We start from the raw sequence: 21,534 nt of genomic DNA, 5'->3' as shown, positions 1-21,534 counted from the left end.
TCAATCCTCGGGGGCATTTCGAAATGCGGGGAGTATAACCGAGGGCGCTGTTTCATTTATAAGACGGTTGCGCACCATTTCTCATCCCGCGGAAAAAAAGCCGGGAGTGGTCGGTTTAAAGTCAAAAGATCGCAGCCTTCGGCAGCTCCTACGCGCCTGTGGGCGCTGCCGAAGACTGCGATCTTTCAAGGCAAACGATTACATCGAAGCCTGGCGAACCTGCTTCTCCAGCTCGACCTTCAAGCCCGGTTCCAGCTTGAGTTGCCGCGCCAGTTCATCGAGGTAGGACTTCTCCATGAAGCTCTCCTCATCCACCAGCATCACACTGGCGATATACATCTCGGCAGCCATTTCCGGGGTGCTGGCGGCGCGGGCGACATCGCTCGGATCCAGCGGTTTGTTCAGTTCGGCGTGCAGCCAGTGTTGCAGCTCTTGATCGTTGTCGAGCTTGCTGAACTCACCTTCGATCAGCTCGCGTTCGCGCGCGTCGATATGACCGTCGGCCTTGGCCGCGGCCACCAGGGCTTTGAGAATCGCCTGGCTGTGCTGCTCGACTTGCGCCGCCGGCAAGCGATCAAGGGTTTGCGGTTCGGTCCTCGGTGCCGTGCCCTGCTGGGCCTGCCAGTTACCGTAGGCCTTGTAGGCGAGCACGCCCAATGCGGCGAGGCCGCCATAAACCGCGACCTTGCCCCCGACCTTGCGCGCCTTCTTGTTACCCAGCAGCAGGCCCATGGCCCCGGCGGCCAGGGCACCGCCGCCCGCACCGGAGAGCAGGCTGCCGATGCCACTGCTCGCCCCCTTGTTCTGCGTCCCGCCGGTCTGTTTTTGCAACAAATCCTGGCCAGACTTGAGCAGTTGGTCGAGCAATCCACGGGTGATCATTTTCCGCCTCCACAAAAGGGTTCAATCGAACATTAAGGCCATCAGCCTAGATCGAAAGTGCCCGGCAACTCCCGGCGGGTTTGCTTCCAGATGTTGCTGGGCGGCAGATTCCGGGGGGGCGCTGATTCTGAGGGATAAGTCAGGGATACGTCAGGGTTACCCGATAGTTTCCCGAATTGATCGGTCTGGATGCAGCGTCCACCAATTTGTACTGCCCGTTATCGACCTGCAATCTGGCGGGGGCGGCTGGTGAGTCGAGCGAACTGACAGTCACCACTGGTTCCATGCTTCGCACACTGATCAAGCCTCCTTGCGCAGACCCCGGACAGCCATTCAATGCAAGACCTTGGCCGGTAACAGAGACTTTGCACGGCGCCTCCACTATTGCACCCTGGAAATGGATATCACCTCGTCCTGTCGGTGCAGACGCAAGACAACTCCCCGCCAGGCCAAGGAACAGTCCCAATCCCAGCGACATTTTCCTGATATTCATCTCGTCCCCTCCCAGTTCAAAGATCATGCAGTCTCAAGAGTAGTCGGCCAAAAACCGGAAATGATTAGACCTTTTGGTGATGAACAGAAAATCGTAGATCCAGATGGCTACCAGTCGACCGACGTTCAGGTCTAACCGTGATTGTCCTCCAAAGCGCCCATGGTCAGAGTACTTTAACGGCCCGGCCTATGAACTGAATCGGTCCTGTAGGTTTTCCGGACTGCGATCCATTGGGGTTCTCCAGAGTCAATTCAAAGAGCTGGTTGGGTTCCAGCGGCGGTAATTTATCCAGAGGGACTGAAAGCGTTTGCCCAGGTTTGACCAATCCAAGGGATACCGGTCCTTGCCAGCCATCTGCTTTGGTCCAGAACTCAAGCGCCTTGTCGATTGGAACTTGCGCTACCCCCAAGGGTATCAGTTGGATTTCCTTCGGGTTGCTCGCCTGAATGACCCAGCCGGGTACCTGGTTCTGCGGAGCCACCAGAACTACCAGGTAGGTAGTCGGACTCAGCGGAGCTGTTCGTGTCAGTAGCACTGTTGCGAGCAACAGCGTTGCGACAAGACCTGCTCCTGCGAGCCCACGCCATAGAGGTAGAAGGTTCCACCACGAGATTGGTTTCGCGACCGCCGTCACGCGTGGTGCTCGTTGATCATTGCTTCTCAAGCTGCGCTCGATTCGCCCCCAGAGCAGCGAAGTAGGGTTTTGTGGCTCAGCCAATTCGGTCAACGCAAGCAAGCGCTGTTCCCACGCATCGACAGCCGCTCGCAAATCGGCCTCCTGAGCAAGACGCTTTTGTATCTCGATACGTTGCTCGGTCGGCAACGTGCCTAACACATACTCACTCGCCAGTTCGTCAATGTTGTCGGCGTTGTCACCATCAGGGCTTATGGTCATCCCATGCACTCGCGCAATGCCAGCAGACTGCGTTTGATCCAGGCTTTGACGGTTCCCAGTGGTGCGCCCAGTTTCTGGGATATTTCTGAATGCGAATAGCCGTCAACATACGCGTGAAGGATGCAGTTGCGACGCGCCGGCTCCAGTTGCTCAAGGCACACATAAATACGCCCTGAACGAGTTCGATAATCGAAGGCGTCGACACTCTCTGATGATGTCTCCATGGACGCTAAAGATTGCAGTGCCATTTCGCTTTGCTCGCTGACTTGTACTTCCCTTGCGTTATAACGCATGAAGTTGAGCGCCAGATGCCGCGTAACGCTAAAAATCCAGCCACGCGCAGAGCCTCGTGCCGGATCGTATTTGGTAGCACGGGTCCATATCTTGATAAAGGCATCGTGCACGATATCTTCGGCCAAGGCGTTATCGCGAGCGATTCGCTTGGCAACACCCAAAAGACGAGCGCTTTCCTGCTCGTACAAGTCTCGCAGTGCCTGCTGCTCGCCTCGGGCGCAAGCAGCAAGGCAGGCTTCATAGTCAAAACAGGGCTCAGGTAAGGACAAGGTTTCAGCCGCCAGCAAGTGGTCAATTCCCCAGCCCTAAGGCTGGGGTTCCATCGGAGCAGCGTAGACGACTGTGCCCAAACAACCTGTTCTGAATCGTCGGCTTAATTGGCGGCCCAAAAAATATAGTCAGCCTGATATTTCACAATTTCCCGTTTGCCTTTGGTTGCGGCGGAGCATTCGCTCATGGGCGCTACGCCACCTTTAACGGCCACCCGCTGAATATAACTGACATTGCTCATCGCGCCTTTGCCTTCTGCAGGGTTGGCTTTGACCAGTTGGTAAGGGAGGTCACCGGTACCTGAGGGTGCAACCGCCAGTTGCGTTCCGGTGATTTTAGAGCCGTCGTTAGCTTGCCAGGTGGCGGGCGGTCCGAAGTAGGTGCCGACCTGTTTGCCGCTGCGATCATTAAGTACCGCCTTGGGTCCGACGAACGACCATTCAGTCTGGCCGGCGGCGTTAGCCTTGTCGCGACACTCATACGTGATTTCACCCACGCCCACGGTCTCCAGCGCGACCTTATGACCGTCCGGGACCTTGATGCTGTCGGGCAGATCTGTTTGCGCATAGGCCGCTGGCACTGTGACCAACAAGCAGGTGGCAGCAAGCGTCGCACTGACAATGCCCATGAATCGTTTAGCATTCATACAAAGTTCTCCATAAAGATAATCAGTTCAGCAGCTATGGCTACTACCTGTACTACCCGCTGGAGGACGAGTTGGATGCAGCTATTTGAAAAAAATCGGTGCAAGAAGGGTTTTGCGTTAAGGCTTGATCGCTTGAGTCCACCGCACGTGGAAGCGCCATTTTCAGGCCATTATCTTTTCCTGCAAGCACTCAAAAAAGTGTTTACGCAGCATAGGAATTGAACGAGCCCCATGAAAGACAGGACACCGTTTCCCCCTTACGATAAGGGATAGGCAAACGGTTATGTTTATGACTAACAGCAATGATAAGAGTGGGGAGCTTTTGGGCCAGGAGCGGCGGCGCCGCTGGAGCCCAGAGCAAAAACTGGCCATGGTTCGCGAGAGTCTTGAGCCAGGGCAAAGCGTTTCGGTGGTGGCTCGGCGCAACGGCATCAATGCCAACCAGCTGTTCCAGTGGCGCAAGCTTTACCAGGACGGCAGCCTGTCGGCGGTCAGTGCTGGCGAAGCCGTGGTGCCTGCCTCCGAGCTGAGCGATGCGCTCAAGCAGATCCGTGAACTGCAACGGATGCTGGGCAAGAAAACGATGGAAGCAGAAATCCTCAAAGAGGCCGTGGAGATCGCCCGGTCGCGAAAATGGATTGCGCACTCACCCTTGTTGCCGGGGGACGACCAGTGAAGCTGGTCAGCGAATGTCTCGGTGTGGCGCGCTCGCAACTAACGGTTCGAATCAAACAATCGGCATCGCCCAAAATACGGCGAAGCAGACCTGTGGATGACGCTGATCTGGTGGTTGAAATCCAGCAACAGGTCAGCGAACTGCCCAGCTATGGCTACCGTCGTGTCTGGGGATTACTGCGTCGGGAACGTGAAACCCAGTCGCTGCCGGCGATCAACGTGAAGCGGGTTTACCGGGTCATGCGTGATCACAACTTGCTGCTGGAGCGTCGACTCAAACAGCCCGGCGTGCCGCGGCGGCACGAAGGCCGTATTGCGGTGCAAACCAGCGATACACGTTGGTGCTCGGACGGCTTTGAGTTCCGCTGCGAGGACGGCGCCAAACTGAGCGTGACCTTTGCCTTGGACTGCTGTGACCGCGAGGCCATCGGCTGGGTCGCGAGCCCGACCGGGTACAGCGGCGATGATATCCGCGACTTAATGCTGGAAAGCGTGGAGAAGCGCTTCGGTGATCAACTGCCCGCCACGCCGGTGCAATGGCTAAGCGACAACGGCTCGGCCTACACCGCAGAACAGACGCGCCTGTTTGCACGGCAGATCGGCTTGCAACCGGTGACCACGCCAGTGCGCAGCCCGCAGAGCAACGGTATGGCCGAGAGCTTCGTGAAGACGATCAAGCGTGACTACGTGGCGCACATGCCCAAGCCGGATCGAGAAACGGCGCTGCGTAACCTGGCCATTGCCTTCGAACACTACAACGAGCAGCATCCGCACAGCGCCTTGAACTATCGCTCACCGAGGGAGTTCAGGCGATTGGCGGCAGCATCAATTTAACAGGGAGTTGGTGTCCGGTTTTGTAGGGGCAAGTCCAGGAATCATCGCACCGGCTAAAGGTCGGTGAACACGCCTGGTTGTACAAAAAAATTATTGGGTATAGCTTTTTAAAAGTGTCCCATCGAGACCTTTTGAGGCCCACGCATGACTATGCATCCGGTCCGCTTGATCCGCCACCTTATCTGCCTTGTGCTGATGCTCCAAAGTGCAGAACTGTTTGCTGATTGGCGTGAGGCGTTACCCGATGCTCGTCAGATGGGTAGTGGGGAGATGCGCGTAATGGGTTTCTCCATCTACAGCGCGCAGCTCTGGGGCTCGCGCCTGATTTCCGGTGAGCCGCTGGATGCGGATGTGCCTTTTGCGCTGGAGCTAACCTACAGCCGCACTATTAGTCGCGATGATCTGGTCGCGGCCAGCATCAAGGAAATCCGTCGCCTGTCGCCCAGATCCCTGAAGCCAACGCTGATGGCCCGCTGGGAGCGGGAGATGCAGCAGGCGTTTGTTGATGTGCGCGCCGGTGACCGCATCACCGGCATCTATATGCCTGGCGAAGGTGCATGCTTCTACGTTGGCGAGAACCTCCAGCACGTGGTGAGGGATGTTGCGTTTGCCAAGGCCTTTTTTGCCATCTGGCTTGACCCCCGGACACGCAACCCGGAGCTGCGCGCCCAATTGCTGGGTGCAGCAAAACCCTGAGACTGTTGAGGAGATGCTCATGTTGAAGATATGTCTACTGCTTCTATGCATTGGCCTTGCAAGTTGCAGCCGGGTGGATGTGCATACCTACAGCCAAGAGACGCCCAAACTGGAACTGCGCGATTTTTTTGAGGGCCGGGTCGAAGCCTGGGGTATGTTTCAAAAGCGTTCAGGCGAGGTAACCAAGCGCTTCCACGTGGAGATCAATGGCCACTCCGAAGGCAATCGGCTGATACTCGATGAATCATTCACTTACAGCGACGGCACTAAGCAGAAACGGGTGTGGACGCTAACTCCAGTTGGCCCTGGCCTGTGGCGCGGAACCGCTGGCGATGTGGTAGGCGAGGCGCGTGGTGAGGTGGCTGGCAATGCACTGCGCTGGAGCTATGTGCTGAATCTGCCGGTGGATGGCAAGAACTATCAGGTTCAGTTGGACGACTGGATGTACCTACTGGACAAGAACACCATGGCCAACCGCTCGTTCATGACCAAGTTCGGGGTGGAGGTAGGTCAAATCACTTTATTCTTCCGCAAGCAATCTTGAGTCAGCGTGCATGCTGTCCGGCCATCCAGTGCAGCGCCGGCATCAACATTGCCCATATCAATGCGAGTAGCAGAACGCTGGGCCAAACACCGAGTGGCAGCCCCACGCCTGCCAACTTAGCACCGCCCAAATAGGACAGCGGCCCGCCACAGGCCCCCAGTAGGCTGCCCTTCCACCAGGGCCGCTTCGTCCAGCTCAGGCTGTAACGCAAAGTGCTGGCGAAAAGCAGCCAAAGCACTGCCAGCCACAGCGGTAGAAAAGTAGTGGCGCCGGAAAAACTGAACAGCCCGAGGTGCAATAGGGCGCTGTCCAGCACCCAACCGCAGGCAGCCACCTGCAACAGACTGCACCACTCGTTGAGACTGTTGGCAATCCAAAGCAGGTGTATAGCCAGGCAGGCGATTGCAATCAGCAGCAGCCACGGCCGTTGCGCACCAAAGACGCAGGCGAACCAGCCAAGCTGGAACAGCGCTGCGTTCAGTAGCAAGCGGCCCCGCCCGCTCACGCCTCTAGGCCGAAGGGCTGCGGTCGTGCCGCGGGTTTGGCGAGCAAAAGCTGCGCGGTGCCGATGCTTCGCTCTAGGAAGCCGCCCTCGCAGTAGCTCAGGTAGAACTCCCAGAGACGATAGAACGTCTGGTCGTAGCCTAGTGCTTCCAGGTTGTGCCGGCTGCGCCGCAGGTTGTCGTGCCACAGGCGCAGAGTACGCGCGTAGTGAAGGCCGAAGTCCTCCATGTGGTGCAAATTCAGGTCGGTGTCGCGAGTAATGGTCTGTAGCATCGCGCACATTGATGGCAAGGCGCCGCCTGGGAAGATGTAGCGCTGGATGAAATCGACTGTTTTTTTCGCTGGTAGGGCTGCTTCCACGCAATAGACCGCGGAAAACAAATTAGCCCGCATCACGCGCTCAATCATCTTGGCTTCGAAGGTGCCAACGTCCAAGTACTCGCAGGTGCCAGCGTTTAGGATGACCTGATCTAGGTAACCCCAGACCTGCTCGATCCGCTCGCCCATGGCCCGAACTTCGCGCGGCTCGGTCAGGTCACCTGGCAGCAAAAGTACCTGCTGCGGGTAATCCGTGTGTAATTTTTCCAGGGCTTGCACATTGCGCGCGCTGACGGCCAAAAAATGGCCTTGGGTCAGTAGAATCTCCGCCAAGGTGGCGCCGATCCCGCTGCTGGCGCCGGTGAGCCAGATGCGTTTCATGCCAGTCTCCCTTTTAACCAGCCAATTGCGGTTCCCATCAGCGGCAGGTGCTCGTAGAGAGCGCCGGCATCGAAGTAGTCGCGGTGCTGGTAAACCTTCTCGCGCCACAGCAAGTGCGAACAGCCCACGACCTCTATCAGTTGGCCCCGGCGCAGGCGAGGGTGGCGATACTGCATGGTCCAGCGTAGGTAACCGGCGCCGTCTTGCACCTGGTCGTAGCCGTGAAAGCTGAAACTTAGCTCGCTGACGTTGGCGTATAACTCTGTGAAATAGTCCTGCAGCGCTGTCAGGCCCTGGATCTCGTGGAGCGGATCACTGAAGCGCACATCGTGGCTGTACAGCTCCTTAAGGTTGTGCAGATTGCTGGCATCCAGCGCTGCGAAGCCTTTGGCGAAACATCGCAGGAAGTCAAACATATTGCGTCTCCAGTGCCGGCAGGCTCTTGAACGAATTCAGCGTCCGCTGGCGCATATGGCGATTTAGGCAATCTGTCGCGGATAAAGCGCTATGCCAAATAGGTCATTTCGCTTGTTTGAATTGTTGATTCCGGTCTTGCTGATGTCTGTGGTGCCGACCATGGAAACAACGTTCTTGTGCAATCCGCGGTGTCTTGTACAGCTTTTCTCAAGAGTAAGACGAATACTGTACAAGTCAATTTTTTTGTACAACTATTTCTGTGATTGACTGGCCACATGAGAGCTCGGTAGGGGCAGATTCCTTTTCAATGGGACAACACATGTAGTGGTCCAATGTCTGCTGCGTAGTGCTTGCCCGAAACTACGCTCAGCCACCTATCTAAAAAAAAGATATACACTCAAAAAAATCTATAAAACCGCTCACTCGGGAACGGCTTCCATGATGACCCTGCGTCAAATCCGTCATTTCATCGCCGTAGCCGAGACCGGCTCGATCTCCGCCGCCGCGCAAACCGCGTTCATTTCCCAGTCCACCCTGACCCTGGCGATCCAGCAGCTCGAGCAGGAAATCGGCGTCGGCCTGTTCAATCGCCACGCCAAGGGCATGACCCTGACGCATCAGGGGCATCAGTTTTTGCGTCAGGCGCACTTGATCCTGGCGACCGTGGACAACGCCAAGCGCAGCCTGCAACAAAGCACCGACCAGGTGGCCGGGCAATTGATCGTCGGGGTGACCAGCCTGGTGGCCGGTTACTACCTGGCGGACCTGCTCACGCGTTTCCAGCGCGCCTACCCCAACGTCGAAATCCGCGTGATGGAAGACGAACGCCCTTACATCGAGCACTTGCTGGTCAGCGGCGAGATCGATGTCGGCGTGCTGATCCTGTCCAACCTCGAAGACCGCCACGCCTTGCAGACCGAAGTGCTGACCCATTCGCCTCATCGACTGTGGTTGCCGGCCCAGCATCCGCTGCTGGAACACGACAGCATCAACCTCGCCGACGTGGCCCCCGAGCCGCTGATTCAATTGAACGTCGATGAAATGGACCGCAACGCCCAGCGCATGTGGACGGCCGCCTCTCTGCAACCACGCATCACCCTGCGCACCGCCTCGACCGAAGCGGTGCGCAGCCTGGTGGCTGCCGGCCTGGGCGTGTCGATCCAGCCCGACATGACTTACCGCCCCTGGTCGCTGGAGGGCGACATCATCGAAGCGCGGCCGATTGCCGACCTGAGCCAGACCCTCGATGTCGGCCTGGCCTGGCGCCGCGGCACCGCGCGCCCGGCCTTGGTGGACCCGTTCCTGACGGTCGCCCGCGAGCAACCCCACGGCGGGCGCAAGCCATCTATTTAATCGAACGCCACCTTCAGTATTTAGAATTTGTCGACCTCGGGTCTGCGCACTAGTCTTATTGTATCTATATAAGACGGCCAGCCCCGGTCACAGGGAGCAGCATGGCCACACAAGAAAAGAGAACCCGAAGAATGGCTGGCGCACCGACCCCGTTGTTCACCGCATTGTTGATCGAGGGTGAATTAGTCGCAGGGCAAGGCCGTGTCGAGGCGATTCTCAACCCGGCCACGGGCGAAGTGCTGACGCACATCGCCGAAGCCAGCACCGAACAAGTCGAAGCCGCCATCCTCGCCGCGCACCGCGCCTTCGCCGGCTGGTCGCGGACCACGCCGCAGCAGCGCTCGAACCTGTTGCTCGATATCGCCAACGCCATCGAAAAAAACGCCGACCTGCTCGCCCGCCTCGAATCCCTGAACTGTGGCAAGCCGTTGCACCTGGCCCGTCAGGACGACCTGAGCGCCACTGTCGATGTGTTCCGCTTTTTCGCCGGTGCCGTGCGCTGCCAGACCGGCCAGCTCAGCGGCGAGTACCTGCCGGGCTACACCAGCATGGTGCGTCGCGATCCGATTGGCGTGGTCGCATCGATTGCGCCGTGGAATTACCCGATCATGATGGCGGCGTGGAAAATCGCGCCGGCCCTGGCCGCCGGCAACACCCTGGTGTTCAAGCCATCGGAGCACACGCCCCTGTCGATCCTGGCGTTGGCCCCGGCGCTGGCGGAGATCCTGCCGCCCGGCGTGATCAACATTATTTGCGGTGGCGGAGAAGGCGTCGGCAGTCACCTGGTCAGCCATCCCAAGGTGCGCATGGTGTCGCTGACCGGCGATATCGTCACCGGACAGAAAATCCTCCAGGCCGCGGCAAAAACCCTCAAGCGCACTCACCTCGAACTGGGCGGCAAAGCGCCAGTGATCGTCTGCAACGATGCCGACATTCAAGCGGTGGTCGAAGGCGTGCGCACCTACGGCTATTACAACGCCGGCCAGGACTGCACCGCCGCTTGCCGGGTGTATGCCCAGGCCGGCATTCACGACCGCCTGGTGGCCGAACTCGGCGCGGCGGTCAGCAGCCTGCGTTTCGCCGGCAAACGCGATGCCGACAACGAAATCGGCCCGCTGATCAGCACCCGCCAGCGCGACCGCGTGGCCAGTTTCGTCGAACGCGCCCTCGGCCAGCCACATATCGAACGGGTGACCGGTGCAGCGGTGCATTCCGGAGCCGGCTTCTATTACCAGCCGACGTTGCTCGCCGGTTGCAAGCAAAGCGATGAAATCGTCCAGCGCGAAGTGTTCGGGCCGGTGGTCACCGTGACCCGATTCGATCAACTGGAACAGGCGGTGGACTGGGCCAACGACTCGGAATACGGCCTGGCCTCGTCAGTCTGGACGCAAAACCTCGACAAGGCGATGCAGGTTGCCGCGCGGTTGCAGTATGGGTGCACCTGGATCAACAGCCATTTCATGCTGGTCAGCGAGATGCCCCACGGCGGGCTCAAGCGTTCGGGTTACGGCAAGGACCTGTCCAGCGATTCACTCCAGGACTACAGCGTGGTGCGGCACATCATGGCCCGCCACGGGCAGCATCTCTGACTACGCTAATAACAAGCCGATAACGGCATGCTTCACCACGTTCACTACTGCCCCGACCATAATTTGAAGAAGAGGGAAATCCCATGTTCGTGCACAAGACCGCACTGCTCAGTGCAATCACCACCGCGCTGCTGGCCAGTGTCAGTGTTCAGGCCGCCGAGCCGTTGAAAGCTGTCGGTGCCGGCGAAGGCCAACTGGATATCGTCGCGTGGCCCGGCTACATCGAACGTGGCGAAAGCGACAAGGCCTACGACTGGGTGACCGGTTTCGAGAAGGAAACCGGCTGCAAGGTCAACGTGAAAACCGCTGCGACCTCCGATGAGATGGTCAGCCTGATGGCCAAGGGTGGTTATGACCTGGTGACGGCGTCGGGCGACGCCTCCCTGCGCCTGATCGTCGGCAAGCGTGTGCAGCCGATCAACACGGCGTTGATCCCGAACTGGAAGAACCTCGACCCGCGCCTGAAAGATGCGCCGTGGTACGTGGTCAACAAGCAGACCTACGGCGCCCCGTATCAGTGGGGCCCGAACGTGTTGATGTACAACACCAACGTATTCAAGACCGCGCCCGACAGTTGGGGCGTGTTGTTCAATGCGGAAAATCTGCCGGACGGCAAGCCGAACAAGGGTCGCGTGCAGGCCTATGACGGTCCGATCTACATCGCCGACGCAGCGCTGTACCTCAAGACCGCCAAGCCGGAACTGGGCATCCAGAACCCCTACGAACTGACCGAAGCGCAATACAAGGCCGTGCTCGATCTGTTGCGCGCCCAGCAGCCGTTGATCCACCGCTACTGGCACGACGCCACCGTACAAATGAGTGACTTCAAGAACGAAGGGGTGGTGGCGTCCGGGGCCTGGCCGTATCAGGTCAACGGTCTGGTCAACGAGAAACAGCCGATCGCCTCGACCATCCCGAAAGAAGGCGCCACCGGTTGGGCCGACACCACCATGCTGCACACCGAGGCCAAGCATCCAAACTGTGCGTACAAGTGGATGGACTGGTCGCTGCAACCGAAAGTCCAGGGTGACGTGGCGGCGTGGTTCGGTTCGTTGCCAGCGGTACCGGCAGCGTGCAAGGAGAGCGAGTTGCTCGGTGCCGAAGGTTGCAAGACCAACGGTTTCGACAATTTCGACAAGATCGCCTTCTGGAAAACCCCACAGGCCGAGGGCGGCAAGTTCGTGCCGTACAGCCGCTGGACCCAGGACTACATCGGGATCATGGGCGGTCGCTGACACCCTGCTCACCCGTGGTGAGGGGATTCATCCCCGTTCGGCGGCGAAGCAGTCGTAAAACCGGGCAACGCGATTTTTCTGACAGATCGCGGTGGATGGTTTTGGGGCGGCTTCGCCGCCCAACGGGGATAAATCCCCTCACCACAGTAACTATTCCAGACACACCGACGTGCATTGATTCAGATTTTTCAGAAGTCCAGGCAGGACCGCTGCGACGACCCTCGCCTTTTTGGAGCACCGCACCATGACGCTTGCAGTCCAGTTCACCAACGTTTCCCGTCAGTTCGGCGAAGTGAAAGCCGTTGACCGGGTTTCCATCGACATCCAGGACGGCGAGTTCTTCTCCATGCTGGGGCCTTCAGGCTCAGGCAAAACCACCTGTCTGCGCCTGATCGCCGGTTTTGAACAACCGAGCGCGGGCTCGATCCGCATTCATGGCGAGGAGGCCGCCGGCCTGCCGCCGTACCAGCGTGACGTGAACACCGTGTTCCAGGATTACGCGCTGTTCCCGCACATGAACGTTCGCGATAACGTCGCCTACGGCTTGAAAGTCAAAGGTGTCGGCAAGGCCGAACGTCTCAAGCGCGCTGCAGAAGCCCTCGACATGGTCGCCCTTGGCGGCTACGGCGAACGCAAGCCGGTGCAGCTTTCCGGTGGCCAGCGCCAGCGCGTGGCCCTGGCCCGCGCCCTGGTCAATCGCCCACGGGTGCTGTTGCTCGACGAACCACTCGGGGCGCTGGATTTGAAACTGCGCGAGCAAATGCAAGGCGAATTGAAGAAGTTGCAACGTCAGCTCGGCATCACTTTCATTTTCGTCACCCATGACCAGACCGAAGCGCTGTCGATGTCCGACCGCGTCGCCGTGTTCAACAAGGGTCGCATCGAACAAGTCGATTCGCCGCGCAACCTGTACATGAAACCGGCGACCACCTTCGTCGCCGAATTCGTCGGCACTTCCAACGTGATTCGCGGCGACCTGGCGCTGCAGTTGAGTGGCAATCCGCAGCCCTTTTCTATTCGCCCGGAACACGTGCGTTTCGCCGAAGGTCCGCTGGCCAGCCACGAGATCGAAGTCAGCGGCTTGCTCCATGACATCCAGTACCAGGGCAGCGCCACCCGCTACGAACTGAAACTGGAAAACGGCCAGACCCTGAACATCAGCCAGGCCAACAATCAGTGGCTCGATACCAGCGACCAGCACCGGACCGGCCAACGCCTCAGCGCACGCTGGGCCCGCGAAGCGATGATCCCGCTGCACGACACCCTGACAGGCGGGGTGTGACATGAGCACCCTGGCTGTTTCTCAAACCTCGTCGGGCGGCTCGCCGTTGCGCAGGTTTTCCAATCTGTTGTATCGCCGGCCGAACCTGTACCTGTCGATGCTGCTGGTGCCACCGTTGCTGTGGTTCGGCGCCATCTACCTGGGTTCGTTGCTGACGTTGCTGTGGCAAGGCTTCTACACCTTCGATGATTTCACCATGGCGGTCACCCCCGACCTGACCCTGGCGAACTTCGCCGCGCTGTTCCAGCCCTCGAACTTCGACATCATCCTGCGCACCCTGAGCATGGCCATCGTGGTTTCGATCGCCAGCGCCATCGTCGCCTTCCCGATTGCCTATTACATGGCGCGCTACACCACCGGCAAGACCAAGGCATTTTTCTATATCGCGGTAATGATGCCGATGTGGGCCAGTTACATCGTCAAGGCCTATGCCTGGACGCTGCTGCTGGCCAAGGGTGGCGTGGCGCAGTGGTTCGTCCAGCACCTTGGGCTGGAGCCGCTGTTGCAGTTCGTACTGGGGATTCCCGGTGTCGGTGGCAGTACCTTGTCGACCTCGCACCTGGGACGCTTCATGGTGTTCGTCTACATCTGGCTGCCGTTCATGATTCTGCCGATCCAGGCGTCGCTGGAGCGCCTGCCTCCGTCGCTGCTGCAAGCGTCCGCCGACCTCGGTGCGAAACCGCGCCAGACCTTCACGCAAGTGATTTTGCCGCTGTCGATTCCGGGGATTGCCGCAGGTTCCATCTTCACGTTTTCGCTGACCCTGGGCGACTTCATCGTGCCGCAACTGGTGGGCCCGCCGGGCTATTTCGTCGGCAGCATGGTCTACGCCCAGCAAGGTGCGATCGGCAACATGCCGATGGCTGCCGCATTCACCCTGGTGCCGATCGTGCTGATCGCCATTTACCTGTCCATCGTCAAACGACTGGGGGCCTTCGATGCACTCTGAGAAAGCTTCCATTGGCCTGCGAATCGCAGCCTGGGGCGGGTTGGTGTTCCTGCACTTCCCGATCCTGATTATCTTCCTGTATGCCTTCAACACCGAAGACGCGGCGTTCAGTTTCCCGCCCAAGGGCTTCACCCTGAAGTGGATCGGCGTGGCGTTCTCGCGGCCTGACGTACTGGAAGCGATCAAGCTGTCGCTGCAGATCGCCTCGATTGCCACGCTGATCGCCATGGTCCTCGGCACACTGGCGTCGGCGGCGTTGTACCGACGGGACTTCTTCGGCAAGCAAGGCATCTCGCTGATGCTGATCCTGCCGATCGCCCTGCCGGGCATCATCACCGGGATCGCGCTGCTGGCGACCTTCAAGACGCTGGGCATCGAGCCGGGGATGTTCACCATCATCGTCGGCCATGCAACCTTCTGCGTGGTGATCGTCTACAACAACGTCATCGCCCGCTTGCGCCGCACCTCCCACAGTTTGATCGAAGCCTCGATGGACCTCGGCGCCGATGGCTGGCAGACCTTTCGCTACATCATCCTGCCCAACCTCGGCTCGGCGCTGCTGGCCGGCGGCATGCTGGCGTTCGCGCTGTCGTTCGACGAAATCATCGTCACCACCTTCACCGCCGGCCACGAACGCACCCTGCCGCTGTGGCTGCTCAACCAGCTCAGCCGCCCACGGGACGTGCCGGTGACCAACGTCGTGGCGATGCTGGTGATGATGGTGACCATGCTGCCGATCCTCGGCGCCTACTACCTGACCCGTGGTGGTGAGAGCGTGGCGGGTAGCGGCGGGAAGTAACCGAATAACCACTGATGGAACCGAATCCTGTAGGAGCAAGGCTTGCCCGCGAAGGCGGTGTGTCAGCCGCCATCAATGTTGAATGTGATGGCCTCATCGCGGGCAAGCCTTGCTCCGACAGAGATCTGGTTTATTCAGGGGAAATAACAACAGTTCTGAAGAGGACAATGCCATGCAAACCCAACTCTTGATCAACGGCCAACTGCTCACCGGCGAAGGCCCCGCCCAACCGGTGTTCAACCCGGCGCTGGGCCGCGTGCTGGTGGAAATCAACGAAGCCAGCGAAGCCCAGGTCGATGCCGCCGTGCGTGCCGCCGATGCCGCGTTCGACAGCTGGTCGCACACCCCACCCAAAGAACGTTCGCTGCTGCTGCTCAAACTCGCCGACGCCATCGAAGCCCACGGCGAAGAACTGGCCAAGCTGGAATCGGACAACTGTGGCAAGCCCTACAGCGCCGCGCTCAACGACGAGATCCCGGCGATTGCCGACGTGTTCCGGTTCTTCGCCGGTGCCAGCCGTTGCATGAGCGGCTCGGCCGGTGGCGAATACCTGCCCGGCCACACCTCGATGATCCGCCGCGACCCAGTGGGGGTGATCGCCTCCATCGCGCCGTGGAACTACCCGCTGATGATGGTCGCCTGGAAAATCGCCCCGGCCCTGGCCGCCGGTAATACCGTGGTGCTCAAGCCGTCGGAACAAACGCCGTTGACCGCCTTGCGCCTGGCACAACTGGCGTCGGAAATCTTCCCGGCCGGCGTGCTCAACCTGGTATTCGGCCGCGGTCCTACGGTCGGTAGCCCGTTGGTCACCCACCCGAAAGTGCGCATGGTGTCGCTGACCGGTTCGATCGCCACCGGCTCGAACATCATTTCCAGCACCGCCGACAGCGTCAAACGCATGCACATGGAGCTGGGCGGCAAGGCCCCGGTGATCATCTTCGACGATGCCGACATCGACGCGGCCGTCGACGGGATCCGCACCTTCGGTTTCTACAACGCCGGGCAAGACTGCACCGCCGCCTGCCGCATCTATGCCCAGGAAGGCATCTACGACAAGTTCGTGGAGAAACTCGGCGCGGCGGTGAGCAGCATCAAGTACGGCTTGCAAGACGATCCATCGACCGAGCTCGGCCCGCTGATCACCGCGCAACACCGCGACCGCGTGGCCGGGTTTGTCGAGCGCGCCGTGGCGCAGCCGCACATTCGTCTGGTCACCGGGGGCAAGGCCGCCCCGGGCAATGGCTTCTTCTTCGAACCGACGGTGCTGGCCGACGCCCAGCAGGACGACGAGATCGTCCGCCGCGAAGTGTTCGGACCGGTGGTGTCGGTGACCAAATTCAGCGATGAAGCGCAGGTGCTGGGCTGGGCCAACGATTCGGACTACGGCCTGGCGTCGTCGGTGTGGACCGCCGACGTCGGCCGCGCCCATCGCCTGGCGGCGCGCTTGCAGTACGGCTGCACCTGGGTGAACACGCACTTCATGCTGGTCAGCGAAATGCCCCATGGCGGGCAGAAATTGTCCGGGTATGGCAAGGACATGTCGATGTATGGGCTGGAGGATTACACCGTTGTGCGGCATGTGATGTTCAAGCACTAACCCCCTTGTAGGAGCGAGCATGCTCGCGATGGAGGTCAACGATGACGCGGGAAACCTGACGCCCCACGGCGCCCTCAAGTTTCTCGCGAGCATGCTCGCTCCTACAGTACAGCGATGGCGTCACCTCGGTTTCAAGGTCGAAACCGGCATTACGCATCACCAGGTTTCAAGGCAAACACAATAATAACCACCGATCCGGGCAGCGCCTCCACGGCCCCGCCACGGTAACGGACATCCGAAATCTGCCGATTTTCCGGAGCAAACACACATGACTGTATCACCCGATCTCTCTGCCGCCGTTGTCGACAGCGACGCCGAGCAACTGCGAAAACTGGGTTACACCTCCAACTTCAATCGCAGCATGAGCCTGTGGGAAAACTTCGCCCTGGGCTTCACCTATCTCTCGCCGGTCGTAGGGGTTTATACCCTCTTCGGCCTGTGCCTCGCCGCTGGTGGGCCGCCGATGTTCTGGGCCTACCTGTTGGTCGGTTGCGGCCAGTTGCTGGTGTGCCTGATCTTTGGTGAAGTGGTTTCGCAGTTCCCGATTTCCGGTGGCGTATACCCTTGGGCGCGTCGCCTGGTGGGCAAACGCTGGGCGTGGATGGTCGGCTGGATCTACTCCATTGCCCTGTGCGTAACCATTGCCGCCGTAGCCGTCGGCGCCGGCCCGTACCTGGCCGCCATGCTCGGTTTTGAACCGAGCAACAACACCAACATCGTCATTGCCCTGGTGCTGACGCTGTTCGCCACCCTGGTCAACCTCAGCGGCACCAAGGTGCTGGCGCGCATTGCAATGTTCGGCTTCCTCTGCGAACTGGTGGGTGCGGTGATCGTCGGCGCTTACCTGCTGATCTTCGAGCGCCATCAGTCGATCAGTGTGCTGTTCAACACTTTCGACATCAGCGTCAACGGCTCGTACCTGCCGGCCTTTCTCACTGCATCGCTGGCGGGGATGTTCCTGTACTACGGCTTCGAGGCTTGTGGCGACGTGGCCGAAGAAACCCCGAACCCGAGCAAGCAGATCCCGGTGGCCATGCGCATGACCATCTACATCGGCGGCGTTGCGGCGATGTTCGCCTGCCTGGCGCTGATCCTCGCCGTGCCGGACATGCAAGCGGTGATCGATGGCACTGACAAGGACCCGGTCGGCACCATCCTCAACAACGCTTTCGGCCCGGTGGGCTCGAAGATGGTAATGGGCGTGGTGATGATTTCCTTCATCTCCTGCGTCATCAGCCTGCAAGCGGCGGCGAGTCGCCTGCTGTACTCCTACGCTCGGGACGAAATGGTCATCGGCAGCCGACTGCTGAAAAAAATCTCTCCTACAACCCAGGTTCCGGTTGCGGCGCTGTTCGTGTCCGGCGTCCTGCCAGCGCTGATCATCATCCTCGGCTTCTTCCTGCAGGATGCGGTCGCCACCATCGTCAGCTTCGCCGCCATCGGTATCTACCTGGCCTTCCAGATGATCGTGCTCGCGGCCCTGTATGCACGCCTGAAGGGCTGGAAACCCAGCGGCAAATTCACCCTCGGCGCCTGGGGTTGGGCGGTGAACATCGGCGCGCTGGTCTATGGCGTCGGCGCGATCATCAACATGGCCTGGCCACGGACCCCGGATGCTGCGTGGTACATCAACTACGCCATGGTCCTGAGTACCGCCATCGTCATCGGCCTGGGGTTGCTCTACATGTGGATTGCCAAGCCGTATGACCACGGTAAGGCGCCTGCGGGGGATGCGTGGAACGTTAGTCGCTAATGGAAACTGCCCCGGTGCCAATAGGCACCGGGGTCACCAAGCGCCTTCAGCAGGCAAGCATTTCGAAACAGTTCCTGGCATCCCGCGGATGTATCCCCAGCTAGAGTTTCCCTACCACGCACGTGGTAGTGGTTGACGATAGTCGCAGCAAAGCCTAGGGTGTTTACGTCGTTTACAACGTATACACCTTTAGGAGAGCCACCATGGCTTCGCCCGTTTTGTCTTTTCGTGTCGAAGAACTTTTGGCCCAACAACTGGATCAGCTAGCGGCTGCCACCGACCGCGACCGTCAGTACCACCTCAAGCGTGCATTGGTTCGATATGTAGAAGCCGAGTCATGGCATCTGCAAGCCATAAGCGACGGCATAGCCGATGCCGATGCTGGAAAACTGACCGATCTGGACGCCGTGAAGGCTAAGTGGGCAAAACGTGCCGAGCGTAGTACTGACTGAGAAAGCTGATAGCGACCTGGACGCCATCCATGAACATTACCGAGAGGTCCTGGGCGCGAGTACTGCCATCGAAATCATTTCAACCATCCTGCAGTGTTTCCGGCAGTTGGAACAGTTTCCCGGCTCAGGCAGGCCTTCTGTCATGCCTGATGTACGAGAGTTAGTACTTGGCCGTTATCCCTTCATTGTCCCGTATCGATTTGCCAATGGCCAGATACAGGTGTTGAGGGTGCTGCATCAGCGTTCGGAACGTTCTCAGGATTGGTAAAGGGAGAACATCCAGCCGCGACAGGATTGCCGCGACTGAACGTTCCATTTCTTCAAAACCGCGAAACACTGCGCATCGCATCCACCAGATAACGCATCGCAATGCGGTCACTCTCCGACAACTCCCGATAGCGCTCCACCAACTTCATCTCCTCGCTATTTAGCCGACGTCTTCGCCGGCCAGTAGATAGGCACGGAAAGATTCCCAGGATTTCGGTGATGCCTTGTACTTTCGACATGGACGATGCCCTTCTCTACGTCAAAGAAAACTTCAGAAACCGCATCGCCCTACCCCTTTTCAGCGGCCACCCTGTGCCCACTGAAGCCACCGGCCCGAAGGGCAGAAACCGGTCATGCCCATAGAATAGAAACTATCCGGGCGCTGAAAAGCGCTTTTTAGAGTAATTAGTCGAAAAAAGCAGAAATGCCCTATAAATCAGAACCCGCTGTCGGAAACGTTAACCGACATGTCTTGTTTCATTGCCGCGCCATCGTCACGCCATCAATCATTTTTTCTGCACAACCGAACGGTTTAAGCTATTCGTTATCTGTTTAAAGTCAGTTGCGTTTGGCCGAAGGCATGTCCGAACCGATATTTTTGATCCAGCAGTGCCAGGAACGGCGCGGGATCGTTCACGACAGGTTTTACTTATGCATCGCAGGAATTTGCTCAAAGCCTCCATGGCCATCGCGGCCTACACCGGTTTGTCGGCCACCGGCCTGCTCGCTGCCCATGCCTGGGCAAGCAATGGCACGGCGGATGGCGAGGCCCAGGCGTTCGACTTCGAAGCGCTGAAGGTCCAGGCCAAGCAACTGGCCAGCAACCGCTACCAGGATACCAAGCAGGTGCTGCCGCCCACCCTGGCGACCATGACTCCGCAGAATTTCAACGCGATCCGCTATGACGGCAAACATTCGTTGTGGAATGACTTGAATGGTCAGCTGGATGTGCAGTTTTTCCATGTCGGCATGGGTTTCCGCCAGCCGGTGCGCATGTACAGCGTCGATCCCAAGACCCACATGGCCCGCGAAGTACATTTCCGCCCCTCGTTGTTCAACTATGAAAATACTTCAGTCGATACCCAGCAGCTCAAGGGCGACCTGGGCTTTTCCGGGTTCAAGCTGTTCAAGGCGCCGGAACTGGACAAACACGACGTGGTGTCTTTCCTCGGCGCCAGTTACTTCCGCGCGGTAGACGCCAGCGGCCAGTACGGCTTGTCGGCCCGCGGCCTGGCAATCGACACCTATGCGAAGAAGCGCGAAGAATTCCCCGACTTCACCAAGTTCTGGTTCGAGACGCCAGACAAGGACAGCACGCGCTTCGTGGTCTACGCCCTGCTCGACTCGCCGAGCGCCACTGGCGCCTACCGTTTTGACATCGATTGCCAGGCCGAGCGCGTGGTGATGGAGGTCGACGCCCATGTCAACGCCCGCACCGCCATCGAACAACTGGGCATCGCGCCGATGACCAGCATGTTCAGCTGCGGCACCCACGAGCGCCGCATGTGCGACACCATTCACCCGCAGATCCACGACTCCGATCGCCTGGCGATGTGGCGTGGCAACGGTGAGTGGATCTGCCGCCCGCTGAACAATCCGGCCACCCTGCAATTCAACGCCTTCACCGACAAGGACCCGAAAGGTTTCGGCCTGGTGCAGACCGATCACGAGTTCGCCAGCTATCAGGACACCGTCGATTGGTACAGCCGACGCCCTAGCCTGTGGGTCGAACCGACGACGGCGTGGGGCGAGGGCTCTATCGATCTGCTGGAAATTCCTACCACTGGCGAGACCCTCGATAACATCGTTGCCTTCTGGACCCCGAAAAAACCGGTCGCGGCCGGCGACTCGCTGAACTACGGCTACAGACTCTACTGGAGCGCCCTGCCGCCTGTCGGCACGCCGCTGGCACGGGTCAACGCGACCCGTTCGGGCATGGGTGGTTTCACCGAAGGCTGGGCGCCGGGCGAGCATTACCCGGAGGTCTGGGCCCGTCGCTTCGCAGTGGACTTCACCGGTGGTGGCCTGGATCGCTTGCCTGTAGGCACCGGGATAGAGCCGGTGGTCACCTGTTCGAACGGCCAGGTCAAGGACTTCAACGTGCTGGTGCTCGATGACATCAAGGGCTACCGCATCACCTTTGACTGGTACCCGACCAACGACAGTGTCGAGCCGGTAGAGCTGCGCCTGTTCATCCGCACCAATGACCGGACGCTGAGTGAAACCTGGTTATACCAATACTTCCCGCCGGCACCGGACAAGCGCAAATACACCTGACGGAAAAAACAAAGCCCCGGTCATCGACCGCAATGCTGTTCACTTAAGCATGGGGTTGTATTTAAGAACTGGATTGGGGAGATATCCATTGCTGCGGTTACGGCCACTTAGGGTTTCGCCCTTACGGCGAGT

Annotated in this window: 23 protein-coding genes; 15 read left to right on the top strand and 8 right to left on the bottom strand. The window is 59.3% G+C overall.

Going from position 1 to position 21,534, the window contains the following annotated elements:
- Positions 1 to 198 precede the first annotated feature (198 nt).
- The 4 genes from ACA058_RS05270 to ACA058_RS05255 all read right to left on the bottom strand — a co-directional run bounded on the left by ACA058_RS05270 (position 199) and on the right by ACA058_RS05255 (position 3,480).
- A complete protein-coding gene (locus ACA058_RS05270) occupies positions 199 to 882 on the bottom strand; it encodes a tellurite resistance TerB family protein (RefSeq protein WP_497638156.1) in 684 nt (227 codons plus the stop codon).
- 656 nt (positions 883 to 1,538) lie between these two features.
- Positions 1,539 to 2,270 carry an anti-sigma factor gene (locus ACA058_RS05265; protein ID WP_497638155.1) on the bottom strand — a complete coding sequence of 244 codons (732 nt, stop codon included), beginning with the start codon at positions 2,268 to 2,270 and terminating at the stop codon, positions 1,539 to 1,541.
- Positions 2,267 to 2,833, bottom strand: a complete 567-nt coding sequence (locus ACA058_RS05260; protein ID WP_497639863.1) for a sigma-70 family RNA polymerase sigma factor — start codon at positions 2,831 to 2,833, stop codon at positions 2,267 to 2,269. Before ACA058_RS05260 ends, ACA058_RS05265 begins: the two co-directional genes overlap by 4 nt.
- Before the next feature lie 104 nt (positions 2,834 to 2,937).
- Positions 2,938 to 3,480: a DUF3455 domain-containing protein gene (locus ACA058_RS05255; RefSeq protein ID WP_497638154.1), complete on the bottom strand. Its 543-nt coding sequence runs from the start codon at positions 3,478 to 3,480 to the stop codon at positions 2,938 to 2,940.
- Between the two features lie 289 nt (positions 3,481 to 3,769).
- Here ACA058_RS05255 and ACA058_RS05250 point away from each other — a divergent pair.
- From ACA058_RS05250 to ACA058_RS05240, 3 genes are all read left to right on the top strand, one after another.
- A protein-coding gene (locus ACA058_RS05250) for an IS3 family transposase (RefSeq protein ID WP_497635861.1) occupies positions 3,770 to 4,989 on the top strand; the annotation gives its coding sequence in 2 pieces (ribosomal slippage) (positions 3,770 to 4,115 and positions 4,115 to 4,989; 1,221 coding nt in all).
- Positions 4,990 to 5,133: 144 nt separating this feature from the next.
- The gene (locus ACA058_RS05245; protein WP_497638153.1) at positions 5,134 to 5,685 is read left to right on the top strand and encodes a chalcone isomerase family protein; all 552 of its coding nucleotides are present in this window, start codon (positions 5,134 to 5,136) and stop codon (positions 5,683 to 5,685) included.
- Positions 5,686 to 5,704: 19 nt separating this feature from the next.
- A complete protein-coding gene (locus ACA058_RS05240; RefSeq protein ID WP_497638152.1) occupies positions 5,705 to 6,229 on the top strand; it encodes a DUF3833 domain-containing protein in 525 nt (174 codons plus the stop codon).
- 1 nt (position 6,230) lies between these two features.
- Here ACA058_RS05240 and ACA058_RS05235 read toward each other — a convergent pair whose 3' ends face one another.
- The 3 genes from ACA058_RS05235 to ACA058_RS05225 are packed head-to-tail and all read right to left on the bottom strand — an operon-like array spanning position 6,231 to position 7,848.
- On the bottom strand, positions 6,231 to 6,716 hold the full coding sequence (locus ACA058_RS05235; protein ID WP_497638151.1) for a DUF2878 domain-containing protein: 486 nt from the start codon (positions 6,714 to 6,716) through the stop codon (positions 6,231 to 6,233).
- A 14-nt stretch (positions 6,717 to 6,730) separates the two neighbouring features.
- The gene (locus ACA058_RS05230) at positions 6,731 to 7,432 is read right to left on the bottom strand and encodes an SDR family NAD(P)-dependent oxidoreductase (protein WP_497638150.1); all 702 of its coding nucleotides are present in this window, start codon (positions 7,430 to 7,432) and stop codon (positions 6,731 to 6,733) included.
- The gene (locus ACA058_RS05225) at positions 7,429 to 7,848 is read right to left on the bottom strand and encodes a nuclear transport factor 2 family protein (RefSeq protein ID WP_497638149.1); all 420 of its coding nucleotides are present in this window, start codon (positions 7,846 to 7,848) and stop codon (positions 7,429 to 7,431) included. The genes ACA058_RS05230 and ACA058_RS05225 overlap by 4 nt, the downstream gene beginning before the upstream one ends.
- 439 nt (positions 7,849 to 8,287) lie before the next feature.
- Here ACA058_RS05225 and ACA058_RS05220 point away from each other — a divergent pair, with 439 nt between their 5' ends.
- The 11 genes from ACA058_RS05220 (at position 8,288) to ACA058_RS05170 (ending at position 19,126) form a co-directional block, all read left to right on the top strand.
- Entirely contained in the window at positions 8,288 to 9,202 is a 915-nt protein-coding gene (locus tag ACA058_RS05220) for a LysR family transcriptional regulator (RefSeq protein WP_497638148.1), read from the top strand.
- Positions 9,203 to 9,333: 131 nt separating this feature from the next.
- Complete coding sequence (locus ACA058_RS05215; protein ID WP_497639862.1) at positions 9,334 to 10,791, top strand: gamma-aminobutyraldehyde dehydrogenase; 1,458 nt, start codon at positions 9,334 to 9,336, stop codon at positions 10,789 to 10,791.
- Positions 10,792 to 10,874: 83 nt separating this feature from the next.
- A complete protein-coding gene (ydcS, locus tag ACA058_RS05210) occupies positions 10,875 to 12,026 on the top strand; it encodes a putative ABC transporter substrate-binding protein YdcS (RefSeq protein ID WP_497638147.1) in 1,152 nt (383 codons plus the stop codon).
- Between the two features lie 244 nt (positions 12,027 to 12,270).
- Positions 12,271 to 13,308, top strand: coding sequence for an ABC transporter ATP-binding protein (locus tag ACA058_RS05205; protein WP_497638146.1), 1,038 nt, complete (start codon positions 12,271 to 12,273; stop codon positions 13,306 to 13,308).
- Between the two features lies 1 nt (position 13,309).
- Positions 13,310 to 14,257, top strand: coding sequence for an ABC transporter permease (locus tag ACA058_RS05200; protein ID WP_497638145.1), 948 nt, complete (start codon positions 13,310 to 13,312; stop codon positions 14,255 to 14,257).
- Positions 14,247 to 15,056: an ABC transporter permease gene (locus ACA058_RS05195; protein ID WP_248693377.1), complete on the top strand. Its 810-nt coding sequence runs from the start codon at positions 14,247 to 14,249 to the stop codon at positions 15,054 to 15,056. Before ACA058_RS05200 ends, ACA058_RS05195 begins: the two co-directional genes overlap by 11 nt.
- A 172-nt stretch (positions 15,057 to 15,228) precedes the next feature.
- A complete protein-coding gene (locus tag ACA058_RS05190; protein WP_497638144.1) occupies positions 15,229 to 16,653 on the top strand; it encodes a gamma-aminobutyraldehyde dehydrogenase in 1,425 nt (474 codons plus the stop codon).
- A 19-nt stretch (positions 16,654 to 16,672) separates the two neighbouring features.
- On the top strand, positions 16,673 to 16,837 hold the full coding sequence (locus ACA058_RS05185; protein WP_497638143.1) for a hypothetical protein: 165 nt from the start codon (positions 16,673 to 16,675) through the stop codon (positions 16,835 to 16,837).
- 84 nt (positions 16,838 to 16,921) lie between these two features.
- Complete coding sequence (locus tag ACA058_RS05180; protein WP_497638142.1) at positions 16,922 to 18,406, top strand: APC family permease; 1,485 nt, start codon at positions 16,922 to 16,924, stop codon at positions 18,404 to 18,406.
- A gap of 203 nt (positions 18,407 to 18,609) precedes the next feature.
- The gene (locus ACA058_RS05175; protein ID WP_274077220.1) at positions 18,610 to 18,858 is read left to right on the top strand and encodes a CopG family ribbon-helix-helix protein; all 249 of its coding nucleotides are present in this window, start codon (positions 18,610 to 18,612) and stop codon (positions 18,856 to 18,858) included.
- Positions 18,836 to 19,126 carry a type II toxin-antitoxin system RelE/ParE family toxin gene (locus tag ACA058_RS05170; protein ID WP_497638141.1) on the top strand — a complete coding sequence of 97 codons (291 nt, stop codon included), beginning with the start codon at positions 18,836 to 18,838 and terminating at the stop codon, positions 19,124 to 19,126. The genes ACA058_RS05175 and ACA058_RS05170 overlap by 23 nt, the downstream gene beginning before the upstream one ends.
- Positions 19,127 to 19,178: 52 nt before the next feature.
- Here the strand turns inward: ACA058_RS05170 and ACA058_RS05165 are convergent, their stop codons facing one another.
- On the bottom strand, positions 19,179 to 19,364 hold the full coding sequence (locus ACA058_RS05165) for a hypothetical protein (protein WP_090453315.1): 186 nt from the start codon (positions 19,362 to 19,364) through the stop codon (positions 19,179 to 19,181).
- 412 nt (positions 19,365 to 19,776) lie between these two features.
- Here ACA058_RS05165 and ACA058_RS05160 point away from each other — a divergent pair, with 412 nt between their 5' ends.
- On the top strand, positions 19,777 to 21,402 hold the full coding sequence (locus ACA058_RS05160; protein WP_497638140.1) for a glucan biosynthesis protein D: 1,626 nt from the start codon (positions 19,777 to 19,779) through the stop codon (positions 21,400 to 21,402).
- The last annotated feature ends 132 nt before the right edge of the window (positions 21,403 to 21,534 follow it).

It is taken from the genome of Pseudomonas sp. LBUM1649 (assembly GCF_059716155.1).
This window is presented reverse-complemented; position numbering and strand designations above follow the sequence as displayed.